General features: G+C 65.7%; 22 protein-coding genes and 2 tRNA genes. 13 read left to right on the forward strand and 11 right to left on the reverse strand.

The window, feature by feature from the left end:
* Positions 1-25: 25 nt before the first annotated feature.
* The 4 genes from G9408_RS02270 (at position 26) to G9408_RS02285 (ending at position 3,121) form a co-directional block, all read left to right on the forward strand.
* A complete protein-coding gene (locus G9408_RS02270) occupies positions 26-400 on the forward strand; it encodes a response regulator (protein WP_120215862.1) in 375 nt (124 codons plus the stop codon).
* A 10-nt stretch (positions 401-410) separates the two neighbouring features.
* On the forward strand, positions 411-1,511 hold the full coding sequence (cheB, locus tag G9408_RS02275; protein WP_235957438.1) for a chemotaxis-specific protein-glutamate methyltransferase CheB: 1,101 nt from the start codon (positions 411-413) through the stop codon (positions 1,509-1,511).
* A complete protein-coding gene (locus G9408_RS02280; protein ID WP_168452517.1) occupies positions 1,508-2,365 on the forward strand; it encodes a CheR family methyltransferase in 858 nt (285 codons plus the stop codon). Before cheB ends, G9408_RS02280 begins: the two co-directional genes overlap by 4 nt.
* Positions 2,366-2,431: 66 nt before the next feature.
* Entirely contained in the window at positions 2,432-3,121 is a 690-nt protein-coding gene (locus G9408_RS02285) for an N-acetylmuramoyl-L-alanine amidase (RefSeq protein WP_168452518.1), read from the forward strand.
* Between the two features lie 58 nt (positions 3,122-3,179).
* Here G9408_RS02285 and G9408_RS02290 read toward each other — a convergent pair whose 3' ends face one another.
* The 4 genes from G9408_RS02290 to G9408_RS02305 all read right to left on the reverse strand — a co-directional run bounded on the left by G9408_RS02290 (position 3,180) and on the right by G9408_RS02305 (position 7,405).
* Complete coding sequence (locus G9408_RS02290; RefSeq protein WP_168452519.1) at positions 3,180-4,403, reverse strand: dihydroorotase; 1,224 nt, start codon at positions 4,401-4,403, stop codon at positions 3,180-3,182.
* On the reverse strand, positions 4,394-5,389 hold the full coding sequence (locus G9408_RS02295; RefSeq protein ID WP_168452520.1) for an aspartate carbamoyltransferase catalytic subunit: 996 nt from the start codon (positions 5,387-5,389) through the stop codon (positions 4,394-4,396). Before G9408_RS02295 ends, G9408_RS02290 begins: the two co-directional genes overlap by 10 nt.
* Before the next feature lie 180 nt (positions 5,390-5,569).
* The gene (ruvX, locus tag G9408_RS02300; RefSeq protein ID WP_120215868.1) at positions 5,570-6,028 is read right to left on the reverse strand and encodes a Holliday junction resolvase RuvX; all 459 of its coding nucleotides are present in this window, start codon (positions 6,026-6,028) and stop codon (positions 5,570-5,572) included.
* 96 nt (positions 6,029-6,124) lie between these two features.
* Positions 6,125-7,405, reverse strand: coding sequence for a DUF3089 domain-containing protein (locus tag G9408_RS02305; protein ID WP_168452521.1), 1,281 nt, complete (start codon positions 7,403-7,405; stop codon positions 6,125-6,127).
* Positions 7,406-7,491: 86 nt separating this feature from the next.
* Here G9408_RS02305 and G9408_RS02310 point away from each other — a divergent pair, with 86 nt between their 5' ends.
* The 5 genes from G9408_RS02310 to G9408_RS02330 all read left to right on the forward strand — a co-directional run bounded on the left by G9408_RS02310 (position 7,492) and on the right by G9408_RS02330 (position 13,277).
* Entirely contained in the window at positions 7,492-9,255 is a 1,764-nt protein-coding gene (locus tag G9408_RS02310) for a DUF4153 domain-containing protein (RefSeq protein ID WP_235957439.1), read from the forward strand.
* 97 nt (positions 9,256-9,352) lie between these two features.
* Positions 9,353-9,655: an Asp-tRNA(Asn)/Glu-tRNA(Gln) amidotransferase subunit GatC gene (gatC, locus tag G9408_RS02315; protein WP_168452522.1), complete on the forward strand. Its 303-nt coding sequence runs from the start codon at positions 9,353-9,355 to the stop codon at positions 9,653-9,655.
* Complete coding sequence (gene gatA / locus G9408_RS02320; protein ID WP_168452523.1) at positions 9,655-11,136, forward strand: Asp-tRNA(Asn)/Glu-tRNA(Gln) amidotransferase subunit GatA; 1,482 nt, start codon at positions 9,655-9,657, stop codon at positions 11,134-11,136. Before gatC ends, gatA begins: the two co-directional genes overlap by 1 nt.
* 108 nt (positions 11,137-11,244) lie before the next feature.
* Positions 11,245-12,711: an Asp-tRNA(Asn)/Glu-tRNA(Gln) amidotransferase subunit GatB gene (gene gatB / locus G9408_RS02325; RefSeq protein WP_168452524.1), complete on the forward strand. Its 1,467-nt coding sequence runs from the start codon at positions 11,245-11,247 to the stop codon at positions 12,709-12,711.
* 92 nt (positions 12,712-12,803) lie between these two features.
* On the forward strand, positions 12,804-13,277 hold the full coding sequence (locus G9408_RS02330) for a hypothetical protein (RefSeq protein WP_168452525.1): 474 nt from the start codon (positions 12,804-12,806) through the stop codon (positions 13,275-13,277).
* Positions 13,278-13,284: 7 nt separating this feature from the next.
* Here G9408_RS02330 and G9408_RS02335 read toward each other — a convergent pair whose 3' ends face one another.
* Both G9408_RS02335 and G9408_RS02340 read right to left on the reverse strand, forming a co-directional pair.
* A complete protein-coding gene (locus G9408_RS02335) occupies positions 13,285-14,976 on the reverse strand; it encodes an amidohydrolase (RefSeq protein WP_168452526.1) in 1,692 nt (563 codons plus the stop codon).
* A 95-nt stretch (positions 14,977-15,071) separates the two neighbouring features.
* Positions 15,072-15,290, reverse strand: coding sequence for a hypothetical protein (locus G9408_RS02340; protein WP_168452527.1), 219 nt, complete (start codon positions 15,288-15,290; stop codon positions 15,072-15,074).
* A gap of 169 nt (positions 15,291-15,459) precedes the next feature.
* Between G9408_RS02340 and G9408_RS02345 the strand changes: the two genes are divergently transcribed.
* Positions 15,460-15,544: transfer RNA gene (locus G9408_RS02345), tRNA-Leu, on the forward strand.
* Positions 15,545-15,644: 100 nt separating this feature from the next.
* Entirely contained in the window at positions 15,645-17,252 is a 1,608-nt protein-coding gene (gene tig / locus G9408_RS02350; RefSeq protein ID WP_168452528.1) for a trigger factor, read from the forward strand.
* A 152-nt stretch (positions 17,253-17,404) separates the two neighbouring features.
* Here the strand turns inward: tig and G9408_RS02355 are convergent, their stop codons facing one another.
* The gene (locus G9408_RS02355; RefSeq protein WP_168452529.1) at positions 17,405-18,022 is read right to left on the reverse strand and encodes a DNA-3-methyladenine glycosylase family protein; all 618 of its coding nucleotides are present in this window, start codon (positions 18,020-18,022) and stop codon (positions 17,405-17,407) included.
* A 100-nt stretch (positions 18,023-18,122) separates the two neighbouring features.
* Here G9408_RS02355 and G9408_RS02360 point away from each other — a divergent pair, with 100 nt between their 5' ends.
* Positions 18,123-18,440 carry a 2Fe-2S iron-sulfur cluster-binding protein gene (locus G9408_RS02360; RefSeq protein WP_168452530.1) on the forward strand — a complete coding sequence of 106 codons (318 nt, stop codon included), beginning with the start codon at positions 18,123-18,125 and terminating at the stop codon, positions 18,438-18,440.
* A gap of 95 nt (positions 18,441-18,535) precedes the next feature.
* Here the strand turns inward: G9408_RS02360 and rlmB are convergent, their stop codons facing one another.
* Positions 18,536-19,303, reverse strand: a complete 768-nt coding sequence (gene rlmB, locus G9408_RS02365; protein WP_168452531.1) for a 23S rRNA (guanosine(2251)-2'-O)-methyltransferase RlmB — start codon at positions 19,301-19,303, stop codon at positions 18,536-18,538.
* Positions 19,304-19,383: 80 nt separating this feature from the next.
* Between rlmB and G9408_RS02370 the strand changes: the two genes are divergently transcribed.
* Positions 19,384-19,469, forward strand: a tRNA-Tyr gene (locus tag G9408_RS02370).
* Positions 19,470-19,527: 58 nt separating this feature from the next.
* Here G9408_RS02370 and G9408_RS02375 read toward each other — a convergent pair.
* The 3 genes from G9408_RS02375 to G9408_RS02385 form a co-directional block, all read right to left on the reverse strand.
* Complete coding sequence (locus G9408_RS02375; protein ID WP_168452532.1) at positions 19,528-21,633, reverse strand: prolyl oligopeptidase family serine peptidase; 2,106 nt, start codon at positions 21,631-21,633, stop codon at positions 19,528-19,530.
* Between the two features lie 169 nt (positions 21,634-21,802).
* The gene (locus G9408_RS02380) at positions 21,803-22,225 is read right to left on the reverse strand and encodes a DUF4112 domain-containing protein (RefSeq protein ID WP_120218116.1); all 423 of its coding nucleotides are present in this window, start codon (positions 22,223-22,225) and stop codon (positions 21,803-21,805) included.
* Between the two features lie 40 nt (positions 22,226-22,265).
* The gene (locus G9408_RS02385; protein WP_168452533.1) at positions 22,266-23,771 is read right to left on the reverse strand and encodes an ABC transporter substrate-binding protein; all 1,506 of its coding nucleotides are present in this window, start codon (positions 23,769-23,771) and stop codon (positions 22,266-22,268) included.
* Positions 23,772-23,805: the final 34 nt, after the last annotated feature.

Here is a 23,805-nt window from a genome sequence, read left to right on the forward strand (position 1 = left end):
AAATATGGGTGTTGCGGAGGAATGAATGTCTAAATCTTGCCTGGTTGTCGATGACAGTAAAGTCATTCGCAAGGTCGCGCGCCATATTCTTGAAAGCATGGCCTTTGCCGTGGAAGAAGCCGCCGACGGGCAGGAGGCGTTGACCTTTTGCCGCGCCAACCGTCCCGATGTGATCCTGCTCGACTGGAACATGCCGGTGATGAGCGGGATGGAGTTTCTGGGCGCGTTCAACGATCTGGATTATGGCCATGAGGAACGCCCCCGCGTCGTGTTCTGCACCACCGAAAACAGCATCGACCATATCCGCGCCGCGATCGAAGCAGGTGCCGACGAATATGTGATGAAGCCGTTCGATCGCGAAACGCTGGAAGGAAAATTGCAGCTCGTCGGCGTCGCGTAAGCCGATGTCGATGCCGCGTCCGGTCCCCCTGATTTCCGACCCGGAACCGTCGACGCGCACGGTCCGGGTCATGCTGGTCGATGACAGCCTGGTCGTCCGCAGCATCCTCGAACGCATCGTCGATCATCATCCCGGGCTGGAAATTTGCGCGTCGGTTGCCTCGGCGCACGACGCACTGGCCTATCTGGCGCGCGAGCCCGTCGATGTCGTCGTGCTCGACATCGAAATGCCGGGGATGAGCGGGATCGACGCGCTGCCGCATATCCTGACCCGCGCCGCGAAGGCGCGCGTGCTCATCCTCTCGTCCAACTGCGTCGAAGGCGGTCCGGCGGCGATCGAGGCGTTGGCGCTCGGCGCCAGCGACACGCTGGCGAAACCCGGTCGCGGCAGTTTTTCGGGGCGCTTCGCCGAAGTGCTCACCGATCGCATCATGTCGCTGGGGAACCAGCAGGATTTCCCGGCACCGGTCCCGGTCGCCGAACGCCGCGCGCCTGCGCCTGTGGCGCTGGCGATAGACAGCGACCAGGCAATCGACTGTATCGCGATCGCGGCATCGACGGGCGGCATCCCCGCCTTCACCAACTTCCTCGCCAACCTCGACCCGCGGATCACTGCGCCGATCCTGCTGACGCAGCATCTGCCCGATGCCTTCATGGAATTTTACGCCAAACAGATCGCGCTGATGACGACGCGCCAGGTGTGCGTGGCGCAGGCCGGGATGGTCGTCGAGCGCAACAATATCTATCTGGCGCCGGGCGATGCCCATCTGCTCGTCGTTGCCAATGGCCGCCGCCGCGAAATCGCGCTCGACCATCGCGTCGTCGACAACGGCTGCTGCCCCTCGGCCGACCCGATGCTCGATTCGGTGGCCGACGTATATGGCAAGGGCGGGGTCGCGATCATCCTGAGCGGCATGGGTCGCGACGGTGCGATCGGGGCGGCGCGCCTGAAAGCGGCGGGGGGAACGATTTTTGCCCAGGCGCCCGAAAGCTGCGTGATCTGGGGTATGCCCGGCGCGGTGGCCAAGGCGGGGCTTGCCGCGGCGACGCTCAACCCCGACGCGATCGCGCTGATGCTGCGGAGCTTCAGGCCGGGGCCGCACAAGCCATGATGGGGGCCAGCGCCAGCGAGTCAGCCTATCGGGTGCTGATGGGGGTGCTGGAATCGCGGACCGGACAGACGCTGTCGCCCAGCCGCATCTGGCGCATCGAAATGTCGCTGAAACCGGTGATGCAGCGCCATGGCATCGCCGACCTGGACGCGCTGGTCGCGGCGCTGGTGACCTCCAGCAGCCGTCAGCTGCTCGACGACACGGTCGATGCGATGCTGAACAATGAAACCTATTTCTACCGCGAATACAGCGTATTCGACGACATTGCTGTGAAAGTTCTCGAGCAGCTGCGCGAGATCAACAAGCTGAAGCGGCGGCTGACGATCTGGCATTGCGGCGTGTCGACCGGGCAGGAAGCCTATTCGCTGGCGATGCTGATCGCCGAACAGGGCGAAAAATGGGCGGGCTGGCAGGTCGATATCGTCGGCACCGACGTCAGCTATCATGCGATCAGTCGCGCCCGCGTTGGGTTGTACAGCCAGTTCGAGATCCAGCGCGGCCTGCCGATCCAGCGCATGGTGCGCTGGTTCGACCAGACCGAAGGCGGCTGGCTCGCCAAGGCCGATTTGCGCCGCCGGATCGATTTTTCGGTGCAGAATATGCTGACCGACCGGCCACCGCTCGCCAGCCCCGCCGACCTGATATTCTGCCGCAATCTGTTGCTCTATTTTTCGGCGCCGATGCGGCAAAAGGCATTTGCGAAACTGCGCGCGATGGCGGCGCCGCAAAGCTTCCTCGTCCTCGGAGCGGGCGAAACGGTGCTGGGGCAGACAGACCAATTCGTCGCGAGCCCGCGGCTGCGCGGACTCTACGAACCCGCCGACCAGCATGTGCGGCGCGCGGCGGCCGCCTGACCTTGCATTTTGTGCGCTAGTGGCGCAATCGACACACTGGCAAGCACAGGACGGGCCGCGAACCGCATGAGCGATTTTATCGAACGCTGGTCTCCCAATTTCGACGAGCGTGCGCTGCCCATCTCGATGGTCGTGCTGCATTATACCGGCATGAAGAGCGGCCCCGAAGCGATTGATTGGCTTGCCAATCCTGAATCGAAAGTGTCGGCGCACTATGTCGTCAGCGAGGACGGCCAGATCACCCATATGGTGCCCGAGGAAAAGCGCGCCTGGCACGCCGGAAAGTCGCACTGGCGCGGGATCAGCGACATTAATTCGGCCAGCGTCGGGATCGAGATCGTCAATCCGGGGCATGAATGGGGCTATGTCCCGTTCCCCGACCCGCAGGTCGCGTCGGTCGTCCGCCTCGTGCACCTGATCAAGGATCGCTACGCGATCACCCGCGGCAATGTCGTCGGCCATTCGGACATCGCGCCGACGCGCAAACAGGATCCGGGCGAGCTGTTTCCATGGGAAGAACTCGCCCGCCGCCGCCTGGCGCTGCCGCGCCCGCGCAAGAAGCTGACCGATCCGCTGTGGACCGATGCCGGGTTCCTGCTCGCGCTCGAACGCTTCGGCTATGACGTGACCGACGGCTTTGCCGCAACGGTGGCGTTCCAGCGGCGCTTCCGCCCCGAACTGATCGACGGCACGATCGACGGCGAATGCCGCGCGATCGTGCTCGCGCTGCTGCTGCCGCAGCCCGAGGGCAATTGATCTTCGGAGCGCGCGGCGCATTGCCGCGCCGGCCATTCAATGCGGATCGGATACCGCCCTAGCGCACCCGCATGCCGCCCTTCCACATCGCGGTCGCGCGGCCCTGGACGGGCATGCCGTCGAACGGGGTGTTGCCTGCATAGGCCGCCATTTTCTTGGCATCGACCTGCCACGGGGTGCCGTCGTCGATCAGGATGAGGTCGGCGTCCTTGCCCACCGCAAGGCGCCCGGCGTCGAGGCCGAGCAGGCAGGCGGGGGTCGCGGCGAGCATGTCGAACAGGCGGCCCGGCGACACATGGCCGTCGCGCACGAGGTTCAGGCCCAGCGCGAGCAAGGTTTCGGCGCCCGCCATGCCGGGGAGCGCCTCGGCAAAGGGCAGGCGCTTGTCCTCGGGGCCGCGCGGGTCGTGGCCCGACGACAGGACGTCGATGGTGCCGTCGGCGACCGCGGCGAGGCACGCCTGACGGTCGTCCTCGCTGCGCAGCGGCGGCGACAGACGGGCAAAGGTGCGGAAATCGCCGATCGCGGTGTCCGACAGGAACAGATGCGCGGGGGTGATGCCGCAGAGGACGGGCAGTCCCTTGGCCTTGGCGGCGCGGATCAGGTCGAGCCCGCGCGCCGTCGTGACCTGGCGGAAATGGACGGGGGCGCCGGTTTCCTCGACGAGCGCGAGGTCGCGGGCGATCGCCATCGCCTCGGCGATCGCGGGCGCAGAGGCGAGGCCGAGCCGCGTCGCCATTTCGCCGTCGGTGGCGACCGCGCCCGCGGTCAGCCCTTCATCCTCGGCATGGATCATCGTGACGAGGCCGAGCGCGGCGGCATAGGCGAGGACGCGGCGCATCACCCCGCTGTCGGCAATGCGGGTGCGACCCGTGGCGATGGCGCGGGCGCCGGCGCTTTTCATCAGGCCGATTTCGGCGAGCTCGCGGCCTGCGAGGCCTTTGGTGGCGGCGGCGAGCGGGTGAACCCACAGGTCGGGCTTGCCGCCCTTGGCAGCGCGCTCGACGAGGCCGGGGTCGTCGAGCGGCCCGGCGTCGGGCATCAGCGCGGCGCGGGTGATGCCGCCGAAGTGAAACGCGGGCTTGTCGGTCGCAAAGACGCCGAGGTCGATGATCCCGGGGGCAAGCCACTGGCCTTTGGCATCGACAATTTGGGTGCCCTCGGGCGTTTCCGTCGGGTCGAGCGCGGCGATCCGTCCGTCGATGACGAGCAGGCTGCCCGCACGCGGCGTTTCGGCGTCGACCAGCTGCGCGTTGACGATGTGGAGCGGTTTCAGTTCCATCCCGGCACTCCCCGCTTGCGGCGCGTCAGGATGTCGAGGCAGGCCATGCGCACGGCGACCCCCATTTCGACCTGTTCGGTGATCGTCGAGCGGGTGGGGTGGTCGGCGACATTGCTGTCGATCTCGACCCCGCGGTTCATCGGGCCGGGGTGCATGACGATCGCGTCGGGTTTGGCCTTTTCGAGCCGCTTCGGCGTCAAGCCATAGAGCGCGTGATATTCGCGCGCTGACGGCAGGTAGGCGCCGTCCATGCGCTCGTTCTGGAGGCGGAGCATCATCACGACGTCGGCGTCCTTCAATCCCTCGTCCATGTCGGTGAAGGTGGTGACGTGCATCCGGTCGACCGCGGGCGGGGTCAGCGTCGGCGGCGCGACGATCCGCACTTCGTTGCCGAGCAAGGTGAGCGCGAGAATGTTCGAGCGCGCGACGCGGCTGTGGAGGACGTCGCCGCAGATCGCGATGGTGAGGCCTTCGACCCGGCCCAGGCGGCGGCGGATAGTAAGCGCATCGAGCAGCGCCTGCGTCGGATGCTCGTGGCGGCCGTCGCCGGCGTTGAGGACCGGGCAGTCGACCTTGTCGGCGATGAGCTGCACCGCGCCCGACGACGCATGGCGGATCACCATCGCGTCGGCGCGCATCGCGTTCAGCGTCATCGCGGTGTCGATCAGCGTCTCGCCTTTCTTCACGCTCGACTGGGCCGCGTGCATGTTGACGACGTCGGCGCCGAGGCGCTTGCCCGCGATTTCGAAGGAGAGAAGCGTGCGCGTGGAGTTCTCGAAAAAGGCGTTGATGATGGTGAGGCCCGCGAGCCGGTCATCGTGCTTCGCGGCGCCGCTGCGGTTGAGTTCGACCCATTGTTCGGCGGCGTCGAGGACGTAGCTGATCTCCCACGGAGTCAGCTGGGCGATGCCGATCAGGTGGCGATGGCGAAAGGCATCGCCGCCGGGCGGATAGTCGCTGGCGGGTCGGGTGGTGGCGCTTGTCATTAAAGGGGAGCGTTTAGGAGGCGAGGGCGGGTCTGGCAAGCTATGATCCTCCCCGTGGCGAAGCCACGGGGAGGTGGCAGCGCGAAGCGCTGACGGAGGGGCTTTGGCACTACCGTCGCCGCCCCTCCACCATTCGCTTCGCGAACGGTCCCCCTCCCCATGGCTTCGCCACAGGGAGGATTATCTGGTCATCGCGTCGATCGCGCCTTGCAAAATGAAAGCCGCTGCCGCGCTGTCGACGCGTTCGGCACGTTTGGCGCGGCTGACGTCGGCGGCGATCATCGCGCGCTCGACCGCGGCGGTCGACCAGCGTTCGTCCCAGAGGAGGATGGGCAGGCCGAGGGGCAAAAGGTTGCGGGCGAAGGCGCGGGTACTTTGGGTGCGCGGGCTGTCGCTGCCGTCCATGTTGAGCGGCAGGCCGACGACAAGGCCAACGATATGGTGCTGCGCGAGGACCGCTTTCAGCGTTTCGAGATCGGCGGAGAATTTCTTGCGGATGATCGTCTTGTCGGGGGTCGCGAAGCTCCAGTTCACATCGCAGGTCGCGACGCCGATCGTCTTGGTGCCGACGTCGAGGCCCGCGAGGCGGCCGCCGCTGGGGAAGTTGGCGGCGAAGTCGGCGGCGGCGGTGGTGATCATCGCTTCCCCTCTACCCGTTCGTGTCGAGCGAAGTCGAGACACGTCGAAGGGTTGTGCGTGCCAAACGTGTCTCGACTTCGCTCGACACGAACGGATTTAGGTTTTCGGCGTTGCGGCTGCGGGCGGTGTTGCGATTGGCGCCGCCGCGGGCGGCACCGGCGACGGCTTGCCTTCATACACCGCCAGCCGCCGCAGCGCATCGGCGCGGACATTCGCCCAGAACAGGGTGATGTCATAGACGTGATAGTTGTTGCCCGGCAGGACATAGCCCGCGACGACGTAGTTTTTAGCGATTTCGGCATCGCCGATCATCAGCAGACCGCGCGTGTCGTCGCATGTCGCGCCGATCTTCCCGGCGATCAGCGCGCCGCTCTTGAACCCTTCGGTGGGTTTGAGGGTGCCGAGATTGGCATCGGGTGCCGCCGCTACATCGGGGGTGCCGGTCAGCGGATTGGTGCACAGCATCCGCGTCCCCGCGCGCGGGCGGCCGTCGAAGCCGATCGTGCCGTCATAGGCGCTGGTCACCATTTCGGGGTCGGCGGGGTCGGCAAAGGTCGCCCAGCTGAGGATGCAGCCCTTTTCTTCGGGGGTCTGGCACGCGGGCAGGCCGAGCGCGGCCATGTCGGTGTCGAGGCTGATCGGCCAGCCGACGACATGAGCGGCAACGATGCGTTTCGCGAGGGGTGTCCCCGCGACCTTGTTCTTGAGCAGGGTGGTGAGGTGGAGCGCGCCCTGGCTGTGACCCGCGAGGATGATCGGCTTGTCCGCGGGCTGCGCGGCGATGAAGGCGTCAAAGGCCTTTTCGACGTCGCGGTAGGCGGCATCGATCGCCTTGCCCGCGGTGACGCGATCTTCGGCGAGGAATGCGCCGAGCGTCGCCTGGCGGTACCGGGGCGCCCAGATTTCGCCCGCATCGGCAAAGGCGCTCGCCATGCCCTGGACGAAAAGGTTGGCGCGGTGGTCCGAATCGCGATCCTCGAGCGGGGCGTTCCAGCTGGAGCGGCTGTAATAGCTGGTCGGGTGGACGAAAAAGACTGCGGCATTGCCCTTTTCGATCGGCGGCGCGGCGGGTTCGGCAGCGCCTGCGGAGGGGATCAGCTGGTCGCGCGACTGTGCGCCGGCGCTGTCGGGCGACGCGGCGCCCGCTCCTGCGGCGGCGGGGCGCCATGCCGACGGGTCGTTCGCCATGCCGGGACGCGCAAACCACATTTTGGCATCGTCATAGGCGTTGGGTTCGACCGCCGCCTGTTGCTGAAATTCGGCGCTCGGCACGAAGGCGGTCCGCGCGACCCAGCCCGGAAACAGCTGGTACACGATGCCGGCGGCGAGGATCAGCAGGATGATCGCAGCGATGAAATAAAGAAACTTGCGGGCCAATGCGGGCTCCATGGGGGAGAGAGTGGGGGAGGACTGGTGCGCTGTTTGGCTTGCGCTTGGCAACGAAACAAGCCCAGATGTGGGGAATGACCGACGCGCCCGCAACCACGGCTCTCGCCGATTCGACCCGAGTCTCCGCCCGGTTGGACGACAATGACCCGCCCTGGCCGCTGCGCCCGTGGATCATGGCCGCGATCTGCGCGGCGGCGGGGCTCGCCTTCCACGCGCTGGTTGATCACAATTATGAGGACGGACTGGCGCAATGGCGCAGCGCGCTGGCGACGGCGGTCGCGGTGGCGGCGGTGGTGTTCGTGCTGGGGGTCGAGCTGCGCCGCTGGAGCTGGGCGCTGGGGTTTGCGTTGCTGTGGGGCGTCGTGCTCGGGCTGATCGCGTGGCAGACGGCGGCGTATAATCTGCAGGGCAGTCCGATCGAATGGCCGTTCTGGTCGGGCATGCTCGCGGTGTTGGTCGCGACGCCGTTGTTCCAGACACGGCGCGATGTCGCACCCGACTGGCGGTTCTGGAAACTATGGCAAATGCCCTACGAACGGCTGCACAGCCATGCGTGGACCGACGCGGTCATCGGCGCGGCGAGCCTGGCGTTCGTCGGCATCGCGTTCCTGCTGACCTTCCTGATTTCCGAGATGTTCCACCTGATCGGGATCGACCTGATCCGCGACCTGCTCAACGACGAATGGTTCGGCTGGATGCTCGCCGGTGCGGCGTTTGGCGGCGCCGTCGGGCTGCTGCGCGAACGCGACAAGCTGGTCGCGACGCTGCAACGGCTGGTGATGATCGTGCTGGCGGTGCTGGCGCCGGTACTGGCCGCAGCGCTGCTCATCTTCCTGCTGTCGCTGGCGGGGACGGGGCTCGCGAAGCTGTGGGCGTCGGGCTTTTCAACCGCCGCGCTGATGCTCGCGGCGGCGGCGTTCGCGGTGCTGCTCGCCAATGCCGTGATCGGCAACGGGACCGACGACCGCGCGACCAATCCGCTGTTGCGCTGGGCGGCGCCGGTGCTGGCGGTGGCGGTGCTGCCGCTGGCGGGGATCGCCTATTTTTCGATGCAGCTCAGGATCGGGCAATATGGCTGGACGCCCGAGCGCATTTGGGGGCTGATCGCGACGCTGATCGCACTGGCTTATGGCATCATCGGCCTGTGGGCGGTCGTGAAGGGGCGGCGCGATTTCGACGATGTGCTGCGCCCGTTGCAGCAAAAGCTGGCGATCGGGGTGGCGCTGCTGGCGCTGTTCCTGGCGCTGCCGATCCTGGATTTCGGCGCGATTTCGACGCGCGATCAGATGGCGCGGTTGAATTCGGGGGCGGTGAAGATCGAAAAATTCGATTGGGCCGCGCTTGCCTTTGACTTTGGTCCACGCGGGCGCGCGGCGCTGAATGATCTGGCCCGATCGCCGTACAAGGACCGCGCCGATGCAGCCAAGGCGGCGCTGGCGGCGGCGAATCGCTGGGATTTGACCGGACCCAAGGGGCCGGTGTTGCTCAAGCCGATTGCCGAGCGCCTGCGCATCATCCCCGCCGACCGCGCCCTGCCTGCCGAAGCGATCGAGCGCATCGCGGCAACCTATATGTGCAGCCGGGCAAGGGCATGCGTCGCGCTGTGGCTGGCCGATGACCGGATCGGGGTGCTGGGGCAGAATGAACCGGGCGAGGCGACGCAGTTCGATTTCGTGTCGCGTAATGCCGAAGGCCGCTGGGTGCAGGGCGATCTGCGCCGCAATACGCCGCAGCCGCAGATGATCGACGATCTGTCGAAGGCGACGATCACGGTCGAAACGGTTCCGCAGCGCCGGATCCAGATCGACGGCGTGCCGCAGACGGCGACCTTTGACTGACCGGATCCTCGCGGCGAAGAAGCCATCGGGAGGATCATAGTTGAAGCGATCGGGCGAGAATGCTAGCGGCGCTGCTTCTCCCGATAAGGCGAAATACATGGCAATCGATCAGGCAACGGTCAGGAAAATAGCGTCGCTGGCGCGCATCGCGATCAGCGATGCCGAAGCCGCCGCGATGGAAGGTGAATTGAACGGCATTTTGGGCTGGGTCGAGCAACTCGGCGAGGTCGATGTGACCGGGGTCGAACCGATGACCGCCGTGATCCCGAACAAATTGCGGCTGCGCGACGATGTGATCGACGCCGACCCGATGACCGGCGGCAACCGCCGCGACGATATTCTCGCCAATGCGCCCGCGCCGCAGCACGGCTTTTTCGGCGTTCCCAAGGTAATCGAATAATGACCGAACTTACGAACCTGACCGTCGCCGAGATCCGCGACGGGCACCGCGCGGGCGATTTCAGCGCCGTCGAGGTCGCCGAGGCGTTCAACGCCAATGTCGCGGGCGCGAAGGCATTGAATGCGTTCATCGTCGAGACGCCCGAGCATGCGATTGCGGCGGCGAAGCAGGCCGACGCCGACCGCGCGGCGGGGACGCTGAAGCCGCTGTCGGGCGTACCGATCGGGATGAAGGATCTGTTCGCGACCAACGGGGTGCAGACGACCGCCGCGAGCCATATGCTCGAAGGTTTCGTGCCGCGCTATGAATCGACCGTCTCGCAGAAATTGTGGGATGCGGGTTGCGGGATGCTCGGCAAGCTCAACCTCGACCAGTTCGCGATGGGGTCGTCGAACGAGACGAGCCATTTCGGCAATGTCATCAGCCCGTGGAAGCGCAACGACGGTAGCAATGCCGCGCTCGCGCCGGGCGGCTCGTCGGGCGGGTCGTCGTCGGCGATCGCGGCGCGGCTGTGCCCCGCGGCGACGGGGACCGACACCGGCGGCTCGATCCGCCAGCCCGCGGCCTTCACCGGCATTTCGGGGATCAAGCCGACCTATGGCCGCTGCTCGCGCTGGGGCATCGTGGCGTTCGCGAGCTCGCTCGATCAGGCGGGGCCGATGGCGCGCGACGTGCGCGACTGCGCGATCATGCTCGAAAATATGGCGGGCTTCGATCCGAAGGATGCGACGAGCCTCGACATGCCGGTGCCCAATTGGGAAGCGGCTTTGTCGAGTGATTTGAAGGGCAAGACGGTCGGTATTCCCAAGGAATATCGATTGGAAGGAATCGATCCCGAAATCGACGCGATGTGGGACGCCGGTATCGCGATGCTGAAGGATGCGGGGGCGGCGGTCGTCGAGATCAGCCTGCCGCACACCAAATATGCGCTGCCGACCTATTATATCATCGCGCCGGCGGAAGCGTCGTCGAACCTCGCGCGCTACGATGGCGTGCGCTACGGCCTGCGCGATCTGCCGCAGGGCGCTGGCTTGCAGGACATGTATGCCGCGACGCGCGCCGACGGTTTCGGACCCGAGGTCAAGCGCCGCATCATGATCGGCACCTACGTGCTGTCGGCGGGCTTCTATGACGCCTATTACACACAGGCGCAGAAGGTGCGGACGCTGATCGCGCGCGATTTCGAGGCGGCCTTTGCCAGCTGCGACGTGATCCTCGCGCCGACCGCGCCGTCGGCGGCGTTCGGGCTCGGCGAGAAGATGGCCGATCCGCTGGCGATGTATTTGAACGACGTGTTCGCGGTCCCCGCGAGCCTAGCGGGGCTGCCCGCGATGTCGGTCCCCGCGGCGCTGAACCGCGAAGGGCTGCCGCTGGGCTTGCAGATCATCGGCAAGGCGTTCGACGAGCAGGGCGTGCTCAACGCCGGGCTGGCGATTGAAGAGCGGGCGGGGTTCACGGCGCGCGCGGAGAAGTGGTGGTAGGTATTCCTTCCCCGTTTGCCCTGAGCTTGTCGAAGGGCCGTACTTTCTATCCGACGCTTGAAGAAGGACGGTCCTTCGACAAGCTCAGGACGAACGGAATTTAGGGTAATGAGCAATTACACGATCAAGGGCGAAACTGGCGAGTGGGAGGTCGTGATCGGCCTCGAGGTCCATGCGCAGGTCACCTCCAACGCCAAGCTGTTCTCGGGCGCTGCGACGGCATTCGGAGCCGAGCCGAACACGCAGGTGTCGCTGGTCGACGCCGCCATGCCGGGGATGCTGCCGGTGCCGAACCGCGAGTGCATCCGCCAGGCGGTGCGTACGGGGATGGCGATCGAGGCCGAGATCAACAAATGGTCGCGCTTCGACCGCAAGAATTATTTCTATGCCGATCTGCCACAGGGCTACCAGATTTCGCAGCTTTATCATCCGCTTGTCGGCGAAGGTTCGTTGACGATCGCCGCCGATGAGAAGGCGGGGATTCCGACCGACAAGGTGATCGGGATCGAGCGTATCCATGTCGAACAGGACGCCGGCAAGTTGATGCACGACCAGCATCCGACGATGTCCTATGTCGACCTCAACCGCAGCGGTGTCGCGCTGATGGAGATCGTGTCGCGTCCCGACATGCGCTCGCCCGCCGAAGCCGGCGCCTATGTCCGCAAACTGCGTTCGATCCTGCGCTATGTCGGGTCGTGCGACGGCAATATGGAAGAGGGCTCGATGCGCGCCGACGTCAACGTGTCGGTTCGCAAGCCCGGCGACGAATTCGGGACGCGCACCGAGACGAAGAACGTCAATTCGGTGCGCTTCGTAATGGCGGTGATCGAAGGCGAGGCGAAGCGCCAGGTTGGGCTGATCGAAAGCGGCGGCACGGTGGTGCAGGAAACGCGGCTCTACGATCCCGACCGCAACGAGACGCGCTCGATGCGATCGAAGGAAGATGCGCATGATTACCGCTACTTCCCCGATCCCGACCTGCTGCCGCTCGAACTCGACGATGCGTTTCTCGACGAGTGCCGCGCGAGCCTGCCCGAACTGCCCGACGCCAAGCGCGCGCGCTACCTGAGCGAGGGGATTTCGGCTTATAACGCCGATGTGCTGACCGCCGAGGTCGAGGCGGCGCGCTGGTTCGACGCGCTGCTCGAAGCGGGCGCGAAGCCGGTCGCGGCAGCGAACTGGGTGACGAGCGAGCTGTTCGGCGCGCTCAACCGCATGGGCCGCGACATTTCGGATTCGCCAGTCAGCCCGGCGCAGGCCGCCGAGCTTCTCGGCCTGGTCGCCGACGGCACGATTTCGGGGACGATCGCCAAGCAGGTGTTCGAAAAGATGCTCGAAACCGGCGACGGCGCCGCGGCGATCGTCGATCGCGAGGGGCTGAAGCAGACCAGCGACACCGGTGCGATCGAGGCCGAGATCGCCAAGGTGCTCGCCGCGAACGCCGACAAGGTCGAGCAATATAAGGGCGGCAAGGAAGCCTTGTTCGGTTTCTTCGTCGGCCAGACGATGAAGGCGATGCAGGGCAAGGCAAACCCGCAGGTGGTCAACGAGCTGCTCAAAAAGGCGCTCGGCTGATCCGTCCTTGTGATCGAGTTCACAGCAGATTCAACGACTTCTGCCGCATATAGGCGCAACTGCGACGCGGATATGCGAATGAAGGAGCGACGATGAGGCGAACGATGATTACGGTGGGCGGCGCCATGATGCTGGTGCTCGGCGGCACCGCAAGCGCGGCGCCCGCAGTGAACGACGGCTATGACTGGACGATGCGGGTCAACGAGGACCGGGTTTCCGATGCGATCCTCGCCTATGAAGTCGATGGCACCGACGACCAGCCGCTGAATTTCACCTGCGAGCAGGGCGGCAATCGTATCTTTGCCGGGATTTCGGGCGGATCGCCCGATCTGACCGCGATCGAGCTGGTGTCGGGCAGCGCCAAACTGCGCGTCACCGGCACCACCGAAATCGACGAAATGCCCTTCTTTCGGTCGCAGGAAATTGCCGGCGGGTCGCCGCTGATCCGCGCCTTTGCCACCAATGGCTGGCTGCGAATGACCGCCAAAGGCCGCGCGATCGACATGGCGGCGACCGCGACCGGCAAACAGGCGATCGCGCGCTTCGTGGCCTTTTGTACCGGGTGAAGCGGGGTTAGTCGGCAGCGCGCCAGACGCTGCGGCCCTCCTTGATCGTTTCGACAACCTTGATGGCCTTGATGGCGCCCACCGGCGTCGTCAGCGGGTTGTTGTCGAGGATGACGAAATCGGCGAGCAGGCCGGGCTTGATCCGGCCCTTGCGATCTTCCTCGAAAATTTGCCATGCGGGACCGGTGGTGAGCGCCTGAAGCGCCGCATAGGCATCGACGCGCTCGTCAGCGCCGCTGACGATGCCCGTAGGCGAAACGCGTGCCATCGACGTCCACAGCATGAAGCGCGTATCGAGCGGGGTGACGCTATAGTCGCTGTGGTTCGACGGGGTGAGGCCCGCGGCGCGTGCCGAGCGGAGCGGGCTGATGAAGTCGACGACTTCGGCCGGAAAATTGGTGCGGTGGACGTCGCCCCAATACCAGGCATGGTTCGAGAAATAGGCGGGGCCGACGCCGATGCGTTTATACTCGGCGAGCTGGTCGCGGCGCTGGAACTGCGAGTGGATGACGACCGGGCGGCGATTGTCCGCCGCCTTGATGCCGAGCGCGTCGAAGCCGCGGACCGCCATGTCGATCGCGGCGTCGCCGTTCGCATGGACGAACAGCTGCCAGCCGCGGTCATGCACCTTTTTGGCCTGCGCGATGAAGTCGACTTCGGACAGGATCGGTTCGCCGTGCCAGGGGTGATGCCCCTCGGGGCTGCCGCGCCGGTAATCGCGGGTGAAATAGCCGGTGCGCGCTTGCACCGATCCGTCGAGGACGAACTTGATCCCCTGCAGCTTCACATGGTCCTGATAGATGCCGAATTTGAGATCGGGATTGGCGAGCAGGCCGTCGAGGCCGGTCGAGAAGGGGAGCAGCGCGAGGTCGATCCTGAGCCGCTGGCGCGCCGCCGCGCTGGTCAGGAAGGCAATGTCGGGCGGCTGCGTCGCGCCGTCCTGCGCGTGGGTATAGCCTTCGGCGAAATAGGCATTCTGCGCGGCGTCGAGCGCGGCGAGCTTTTGTTCGGGCGTCGGCTGTGGCATTTTGGCGAGCAGCAGGAACATCGCCTTTTCGAGCAGCACGCCGTTGAGCTTGCCCGCCTCGTCGCGCAGCATCATGCCGCCCGGCGGCACCGGGGTCGCCTCATCGATCCCGGCAGCCTTCAGCGCGACGCTGTTCGCGACCGCGCCGTGAAGCGAAACATGGAGCACGACGACCGGATGGTCGGGGGCGATTGCGTCGAGTTCGGCGCGTGTGATGTAGCGCTTTTCGGCGAGATTTTCCTGATCGAATTGCCAGACCGTCGTCCAACCGCCAGCCGTCGGCCCACGGCGCTGCATATAATCGCGGATCTCGCGCTGGACGCCCCCGATGTCGGAGACCGGCTGGCGGGCGCCCGTGCGGAGGTCAAAACCGCCCGCGCTCATCGTCGCGACGGTGAAGTGCGAATGCGCGTCGATAAAACCGGGGAGCAGGGTTGCGCCGTTCAGGTTGCGAATGGCGGCATCATCGCCAGCGGCCTCGCGCGCCGCTTTTTCCGGACCGGCAAAGACGATGCGGCCATCGCGTGCCACAACGGCCTCGACCGTTTGCGGCGTGTCGCCGTCCATCGTGATGATCGGCCCGCCGTGGTAGAGCGTCGCACTATCCTGCGCGCTGGCTGGCGCGGTTATCACCAACAACGATGCGGCGATGGCGGCAATAATCGCTTTCATACAACTCTCCCCGCCGCGCACCGTGCGGAGCGGGCGGGAAGAGGTCAAGTCTCTCTATGCAAGTTATGTGGCAGGCCAGCGCCGCATGCCGATGGTCAGGCCTGCTGCGGCGGGACTTCGTCGGGGCCGCGGCCCGGTTCGTCGATGTCGCCGCCGCCCGGCCCGCCGGGGATTTCCTGCGGCTGACCCGCCGGGTCTTCCTGCGGGGTCGGTTGCACCGGATGCTCGGGCGGCGCCATCGGCTCGATGGTGTCGGGCTTGGGTTTGGGGAAGGGGTCGGTGGCGCGGACGTGCAGGCTGGATGCAAAGGTCATTGGGGCTCTCCTTGTCCCCAACAACGAACGGGCGTGACGCACGTTCCCGCCGCCGAATTGTCGGGCTTTCGGCGCTTGCCCTCGGCGCCGCGTCTGCTATAGCCCCGCGCGGCCCGCACGGGCGTGCGCGGCACAGCGCGCGGCTTTGTGCACCCGGCCGACAGCCTCTGCGGGCGTGGCGGAATTGGTAGACGCGCTGGTTTTAGGTACCAGTATCGCAAGATGTGGGGGTTCGAGTCCCTTCGCCCGCACCAGTTCCGACGATCTGACGGGGATGCAGCCGGGATAGGGGAACCCCGCCATGTGGCCGGGGTTCATCGATACGAGATTTTGAGCAAGGATAAGACCAAGGCAATGAAGACCGTCGAAACGCTGAACGAAGGCCTGAAGCGCGAATATCGCGTGACCATCACCGCCAAGGATATCGACGCGCGCGTCGACGACGAGGTGAAGAGCATCGCCCCGACCGTCCGCATGCCCGGTTTCCGTCCCGGCAAGGTTCCGCCGAACCTGATCCGCAAGATGCACGGCGCCGCGTTGTCGGCCGACGCGCTGAACAAGGCGATCGATCAGAGCGTCCGCGACCTGATGACCAAGGAAAAGCTGCGCCCGGCGCTGCAGCCGGCTGTGACGCTGGCAGACGGTTATGAAACCGGCAAGGACGCCGAACTGACCGTGGCGCTGGAAGTGCTTCCCGACATCGAAACCCCGTCGATCGACGGCCTGAAGCTCGAGCGGCTGACGGTCCCCGCCGACGACAAGGCGGTGATGGCCAAGATCGAAGAATTCGCGGCGCAGATGAAGCGCTTTGAAGAAGCGCCCAAGACCAAGAAGGCCGCCACCGGCGATCAGGTCATCATCGACTTCGCCGGCAGCGTCGACGGCGTCGCCTTCGACGGCGGCACCGGCGAAGATATGGCAGTCGAGATCGGTTCGGGCCAGCTGATCCCGGGCTTCGAAGACCAGCTGGTCGGCGCCAAGGTCGGTGACGAAAAGACCGTCAAGGTGACCTTCCCCGACGAATATCCGGTCGAGAATCTGAAAGGCGCCAAGGCCGAATTCGCCGTGACGGTGAAGGAAGTGAAGGTTCCGGCGGCGTCGAAGATCGACGACGAGTTTGCGAAATCGCTCGGCCTCGAAAGCCTCGACAAGCTGAAAGAGCTGATGAAGGATCAGGTCGAGCAGGAACTGAACGGCCTGACGCGCACCTATATGAAGCGCAAGCTGCTCGACCAGCTGGCGGCGAGCCACGATTTCGACGTGCCGCCGACGATGGTCGAAGCCGAATTCGGTCAGATCTGGCAGCAGCTGGAACAGGAAGTCGAGCGCGAGGACGATCCCGCTGCGGCAAAGGCCGAGCTCGAAGCCGACCGCGACGATTATCACGCGATCGCGGTCCGCCGCGTGCGCCTGGGCCTGCTCCTGTCGGAAATCGGCCAGGCGCATGGCGTGCAGGTCAGCAGCCAAGAAATGCAGCGACTGATCATGCAGGCGGCGCAGCAGTATCGCCCCGAAGATCGCGGCCGCTTCATGGAATATGTCCAGCAGGACGCGCTCGCCGCGGCCCAGCTCCGCGCCCCGCTCTATGAGGACAAGGTCGTCGACTTCCTGTTCGAAAAGGCCGAGATCAGCGACCGCGAAGTGACGCGCGAAGAGCTGGAAGCAGCGATCGAAGCCGACGACGACAGCGGCCATGTCCACGGCCCGGGTTGCGGCCACGACCACGACCACAAGCCGGCCAAGAAGGCGGCAGCGAAAAAGCCCGCGGCCAAGAAGGCCGAGGTGAAGGAAGAAGCCAAGGCCGAGGAAGCTCCCGCCAAGAAGGCTCCGGCGAAGAAGGCCGCCGCCAAGGCTGAAACCGAAGAGAAGCCCGCTGCGGCGAAAAAGGCTGCTCCGGCGAAGGCCGCAGCAGAAAAGCCCGCCGCCAAGGCTCCGGCGAAAAAGGCCGCGGCGAAGAAATAAGCTTCGGCTGACGGATCACCGAAAAGGCCGGATGGAGAGTGCTCCACCCGGCCTTTTTTGTTGAACCGTCGCCCCCGCGAAGGCGGGGGCCGCAGGAGGCCTAGCGCAAGAGTGCCAACGGCCCCCGCCTTCGCGGGGGCGACGGTATGCCTTCAAATCACCGCCATATTATAGCAATGCCAGCTGAAGATCGCGGCGGCACCGCGGTGCGGGCGCCAGGGTTCGGCGAGGTCGCGTGCCTGCTTCTCGCTCGGGCGCGCGCCGAGCTGGAGGATGCGGCCCACCGCTTCCTGTACCGCAAGGTCGCCCGCGGGCCAGATGTCCGGGCGTCCTTCGGCGAAGAGCAGGTAGATCTCCGCTGACCAGCGGCCGATGCCCTTGACCTTGGTGAGCAGTGCGATCGCTTCCTCGTCGTCGGCGGGAAGGGCGTCGAATTTGAGTTCGCCATCGAGGATCAGTTGCGCGAGGCTTTTGGCATAGCCCTGTTTTTGCCCCGACAGGCCGCAGGCGCGCAGCGTATCGAAATCGGCGGCGGCCACCACCTCGGCAGGACAGCCTGCGCCAAATTGTGCCTCCAGCTTGTTCCAGATCGAGGTCGCGGCGGCAACGCTGACCTGCTGGCCGACGATCGTGCGGAGAAGGGTGGTATAGCCCGGCGCGCGGATGCGCGGTTCGGGGTAGCCCGCATTGCCGAGCGCGCGGGCAAAATTGGCGTCGCGCGCCGCCAGTGCGTCGATTCCGGCGTTCAGCTGTTCTTGCGACAGACCCATATATATTCCCTTTTTGTTCCGCATGTCGTCACTAGCAGCGCTTGATTTGGCGCGCAACGCGCGACATAGCGCCAGCAACTTCGAAGATATGGGGACTAGCATGGCCAAGCTGATTGTCGTGACGCGTGACGGAACCGAACATGAGATCGAGGGCGACACCAGCCTGACGGTGATGGAAAATATCCGCGACGCCGGGTTTGACGAACTGCTGGCGCTGTGCGGCGGGTGCTGTTCGTGCGCGACCTGCCATGTCCATGTCGAGGCGGGCGCCGCCGATCAGCTGCCCGCGATGAGCGAGGACGAGAACGACCTGCTCGATTCGACCACCGACCGCGATGCGGGCTCGCGCCTGTCGTGCCAGCTGCCGTTTAGCGAGGCGCTCGACGGGTTGAAGGTGCGGATCGCGGCGGAGGACTAAAACCTCGCCCCCGCGAAGGCGGGGGCCGCGGCTAGAGGTTTATGCCGCGGCGAAGGACAAGGCCGACAACGGCCCCGCCTGCGCGGGGGCGACGGTTATTTACTCGCCGTCGCGACCGCGTAGAGCGCGATCGCCGCGGCGTTCGAGATGTTCAGGCTTTCCATGCGCGGCGAGATCGGCAGTTTGGCCAGCACGTCGCAATGTTCCATGACATTGTGGCGCATGCCGTCGCCCTCGGACCCCAGCACCAGCGCGACCTTGCTGCCGTCGAGCGTCGACCCCAACGTCGTTTCGGTGTCGCCCATCAACCCGATGCGCCAATATTGCGCCTCGGCGATTTCCTCCAGCGCGCGCGACAGGTTGACGACGCGTACCCATGGCACCGTTTCGAGCGCGCCCGACGCCGATCGCGCGATCACGCCGCTTTCGGGCGGGCTGTGCCGATCCTGCGTGATAATCGCCGCCGCGTCGAACGCCGCCGCTGACCGCAGCACCGCGCCGATATTATGCGGGTCGGTGACCTGGTCGAGGATGACGAGCGGACGTTTGCTTTCGGCATCCACCTCTTCCTGCAACAGGTCGCCAAGGTAGATGCCCTCCAGCGGATCGACCTCGATCACGAGTCCCTGATGCGGGGCGTCGCGCGCAACGAGTCGCGCGAGGTCGGTGACGTCGGCATAGGAGATCGGCACCACCGGCGGCAGATCGAGCTGGCCCAGCGCGTCGCGGGTGCCCCAGATGCGCTTGACGGTGCGCTCGGGGTTGGCGAGCGCCGCCAATACGGCGTGGCGACCCCAGAAGCGAATAGCCTGTCCGCGCTGGCTTTGCCCTGCGGGACGGCGATGGCGAGAAAATTGACGCATGATGGGGCGCCTTTCCCACGACTGCCATTGACAGGCAAGCATCGTTTCGCCATTGGACCGCTTCCCAAAGCGGACCCCATGGACAGGTGGCCGAGTGGTTAAAGGCAGCAGACTGTAAATCTGCCCGGGTTTCCGTACGCTGGTTCGAATCCAGCCCTGTCCACCACCCTCTTCGATCGATGCCAGAAATGGCCCGGAGCCCGAGAGGCTCCGGGGTGATCGCGCTATTTCTTCTCCGCCAGCTCGCGCAGCAGAAAGGCGTGGAGCATCGCGGCGCGGACTGCGTCTTCGGCGTGGTCGGCGCCGACCGAGTGGCCGCCCTCGATATATTCGTGGTAATAGACGCTGTTGCCGAGTTCCTTCAGTCGCGCCGCATATTTACGGGCGTGGCCCGGATGAACGCGGTCGTCCTTGGTCGACAGGTAGAGGAAGATCGGCGGATATTTCACGCCCTTGCGCAGCGCCTGATAGGGCGAATATTTCGACAGGAAGGCCCAATCTTCGGGAACGTCGGGATCGCCATATTCGGCGACCCATGATGCGCCCGCGAGCATCTTGTCATAGCGCCACATATCCTTGATCGGCGATCCGGAGATGACCGCGCCATAGAGGTCGGGGCGCTGCGTCATCGCGGCGCCGACCAGGACGCCGCCGTTCGAGCGACCCGAAATCGCGATCTTGCCTTTCGCGCTGATCCCGGCGGCGACCAGATCCTCGGCCACGGCGTGCAGGTCGTCGAAGCTGTTCTGGCGCTTTTCGCGCAGCGCCGACTGATGCCAGGCCGGACCATATTCGCCCCCGCCGCGGATGTTGGCGAGGACATAGGCATTGCCGCCCTCGACCCAGTACAGGCCGAGCGGACCGGCGCGATAGGGCTGGCCGGTCAAATAGCCCGGCGTTTGCGCGGCGCGGAAACCGCCATAGGCATGGACCAGCGCCGGGACGGGACCGGTCGCGCCCTTTTTGCGGGCGAGGAAATAGGGGATTTTCGTGCCGTCTTTCGACGTCGCAAAGCGTTTCTCGACGGTCATGTCCGCGGCGTCGAAGGTCGCGGGCAGGCTCTGTACCGCTTGCGGCGCCTTGTCTTCGGCCACTGCGTAGAGGGTTGGCGGGGTCAGCATCGTTTCGGCGGTAGCGAGCACAAGGTCGCGTTTGCCGACCGTCCCGGCGATCCCGACGGTGGCGTTGGCGGCCAGCGGCACCTCCTTCTGGCTCCATTGGCCGGTTGCGGGGTTGCGGCGCAGCGCGAACAATTTGCCTTCGACGTCGTCGAGCGCCTTGACCCACAGGATATTGTCGGTCGCCGACACCTCCTCGATTGCCTGCGCGCTGGTCGGCGTCATCGCCGTGACGATCGGCACCTGCCGGTCGGCGGCCATGTCGGCGAGCGACAGCGAGACGAGCGATCCCGCGGGGATGCCCGACCATGGCTGGTTGAGGAAGATGATGAGCTGTCCGCCAATCACGTCGCGGATGCTCGCGGTGTCGGGGACGATGGTGGAGATGTAGCGCGACGCGTCGCCGCTGCGCAGCTTGATGTCGGCGGTGTAGAATGTCTTGCCGCGGCTGATCATCGGCCAGCGCTTGTCGCCATCGGTCAGCGCAAAGACGTTCATCCCGACGTCTTCGGTTTCACCCTCTGCCACCGTTTCGGCGGCGGCCAGCGGTGTCCCGCGTTTCCAGCGCTTGACGATGCGGGGATAGCCCGACGCGGTCATGCTGCCCGCGCCATAATCGGTCGCCACCAGCAGCGTGTCGGCATCCTCCCACGTCACGCTGCTTTTCGCTTGCGGCACGGTGAAGCCGCCCTCGACAAAGCTTTTGGTCGTCCGGTCCCATTCGCGCACGACGTCGGCGTCGGTGCCGCCGGGGCTCAGCGAAACGAGGCAGCGGGTATAGGTGGGCGCCAGGCACTCGGCGCCGTGCCACACCCAGCTTTGCTTTTCGGCTTTGCCCAGTGCGTCGACGTCGATCAGCGTCGTCCACTCGGGCTTGCCAGCCAGCCAGGCATCGAGCGGGCTTTGCCGCCACAGCCCGCGCGGGTTGGCGGCGTCGCGCCAGAAATTGACGATCATGTCGCCCATCACGCCGCCGGGCATCGCGATCTGGCGATCATCGTCCAGAATGTCGCGGGCGCGCTTGCGATCGGCTTCGAAACCCGGGCGATTGACGACCAGCGCGTCGGTGGCGGCATTTTCCTGTTTGACCCAGCCGAGCGCCTTTTCGCCTTCGATGTCTTCCAGCCACAGATAGGGATCGGATTCCTGCGCGGCGGCGACCGCCCCGAACGAACAGCTGAGGGCAAGCGCGGCAAGGCTGGCGCGGATCATCAATATATCTCCCCTGGGGTATGGTGACGCTGTGCTAGCATCATCAGACACCCAAGGGGAAGGCTCTACACTGCGCTTCGTCATTGCGAGCGAAGCGACGCAATCCAGGGCGGTTTACGCACCCTTTGGATTGCCGCGTCGCCTTCGGCTCCTCGCAATGACGATAAAATTACTGGTCGATGATCATCGTCCCGGGGTGATGTTTGTCGAGGTGGCGCTTGATGATCTTGAGATTGCGGCTGTTCGAACGAAAGAACAGGTCGAACGCGTCGCCCACCAGCGGGATTGCGCCTAGCGCCGTATCGACGCCGACGTTCCCCGCCATGCGCCACAGCTTCCATTTCGGCATGCCCAGATTGCGCGCTTCCCAGATCAGATAGGCGCCCATCAGTCCGGCGATGACGTCGCCGACCACCGGTACTAGGCCGACGACGGCGTCGAGGCCGACCTGGCGATTGATGCCGGGAATGACGAAGCTGCGTTCGAGCAGGACTTCCAGCGTCTCGACGCGCTTGCGCAGCGCGGCAGGGTCGGTGCGGTTCGGGATTAGCGCGTCGAAAATGGCGTCGGGATTGGGCGGCGAAGGGGCCATGGGCGTGCTTTCATAAAGCGCCACGATTGGCGCCGTCATTTTAGTTGGGAGCGGCGATCACATGATTCAATGGGTGCTGCGCACGCGGGTTCGGGCGCAAGCCGGTCAGACGCTGCGCGGCGACCGACCAGCGGAGCGGGGTGGCGAGGGGGATGAAGGGGGTATAGCGCGCCAGCACGACCTCGGCCTCGGTCACCTGGGTCGACCGCTGGCCGACGTCGATGTTGCGCATCGCCTGTTCGATCAGATCCTGTGCCTCGCGATTGCACAACGTGTCGCGCCGGCACGACAGGCGGCGCAGCGCCCACAGCGGATCGTCATTGGGCGCCACCTCGTCGATCAGGCGCAGGTCGGCCGTCGATGCCATCGCCACCCGGCGGCTGGGGACGCCGATCGCGGTGAAATCGGCGGCGATATAAGCGAACAGGATGCGTCCGCCCGGCGAATCGGGGATGGCGATGCGGATCGGCTCGATCTCGCGGCCCGCCGCGCGCCACGCGTCAACGGCGCGTTTTGCCTGCGCCTGCCGCGACGCATCGTCGTAGTCGGCCCATGCCGGCTGCAACGGCGCAGGGCCGCCACTGCGAACATGGACCACGGGGCGCAAGGTCAGCTGCGCTTGCCATTCTTCAAGCCCGAACGCTTCGACCAGCCGCTCGCGCCGGATCGCGCGCGTCAACGCGTCGCGATTGGTGTCGGTCGCCAGAAACCCTTCGGCGCGGACAAACGACAGGCCGAACAGGCCGGGCGCGGGGTCGACGACCAGCCGCGATCGCGCGATGTTCGACGCGGCGAAATAGGGAAGGGTCGAAAATCGGCCACCGACCACCCCGTCGGCATAGCCGTTCTTGAACCGCGCCAACGCCTTGGCGGGCGAGGTGCCGACAAGCTCGATCGACGCGGCGGGATCATTGGCGGCGGCTTCGGCGGCGGCGGGGTCTTCCGCGAGCGGATCGGGCACCGGCGACAGCAGGATGGCGCGGCCGATGCTGCGCGCGCGCATCGGACCCCATCCCATGCCCTTGTTGACGATCGCCATCGACGGTTGCGCCAGCAGCTCGAGGATCGCGGGCTGCGGCACCGACAGCCGGATTTCGATCACGGTGTCGGTCATCGCCCGAATCGTCTCGATTTCCGGAAAGTCGCTTTTCAGCATGTGGCGGCTCGCCGGGGCCAGATAGGTGCGCAGGATCGCCGCGACATCCTGTGCCGTCACCTTGCGGCCATTGGTCCACTTCGCCTCGCGCAGCCGAAAGATATAGCTTCGCCCATCGGTGGTCACCGTCCAGCGATCGGCCAGTCCGGTATCGATCTGGCCCTCGCCATCATAGCTGACCAGCCCCTGCGAGGTCGCGTCGAGCAGCGCGGCGTTGGTCGCGGACAATTCGCCGTTCAGCGGGCTGGCGGCAGGGTTGATCGATCCCATCGCGGCGATCCGCACCGGGCCCGCCTCACCGAACAGGCCGCAGCTCGACACGGTCAGCGCAAGGCCTGCCGCCGCCGCCATCAGCATGGTGGTGCGCCGATATCTGCCTGCCGCCGTCATTCCTGGTCTGGTCCTTTTCGTCTGCGTAAGCCAA

It is taken from the genome of Sphingopyxis microcysteis (assembly GCF_012274265.1).
GTDB classification, from domain to species: Bacteria; Pseudomonadota; Alphaproteobacteria; order Sphingomonadales; family Sphingomonadaceae; genus Sphingopyxis; species Sphingopyxis microcysteis.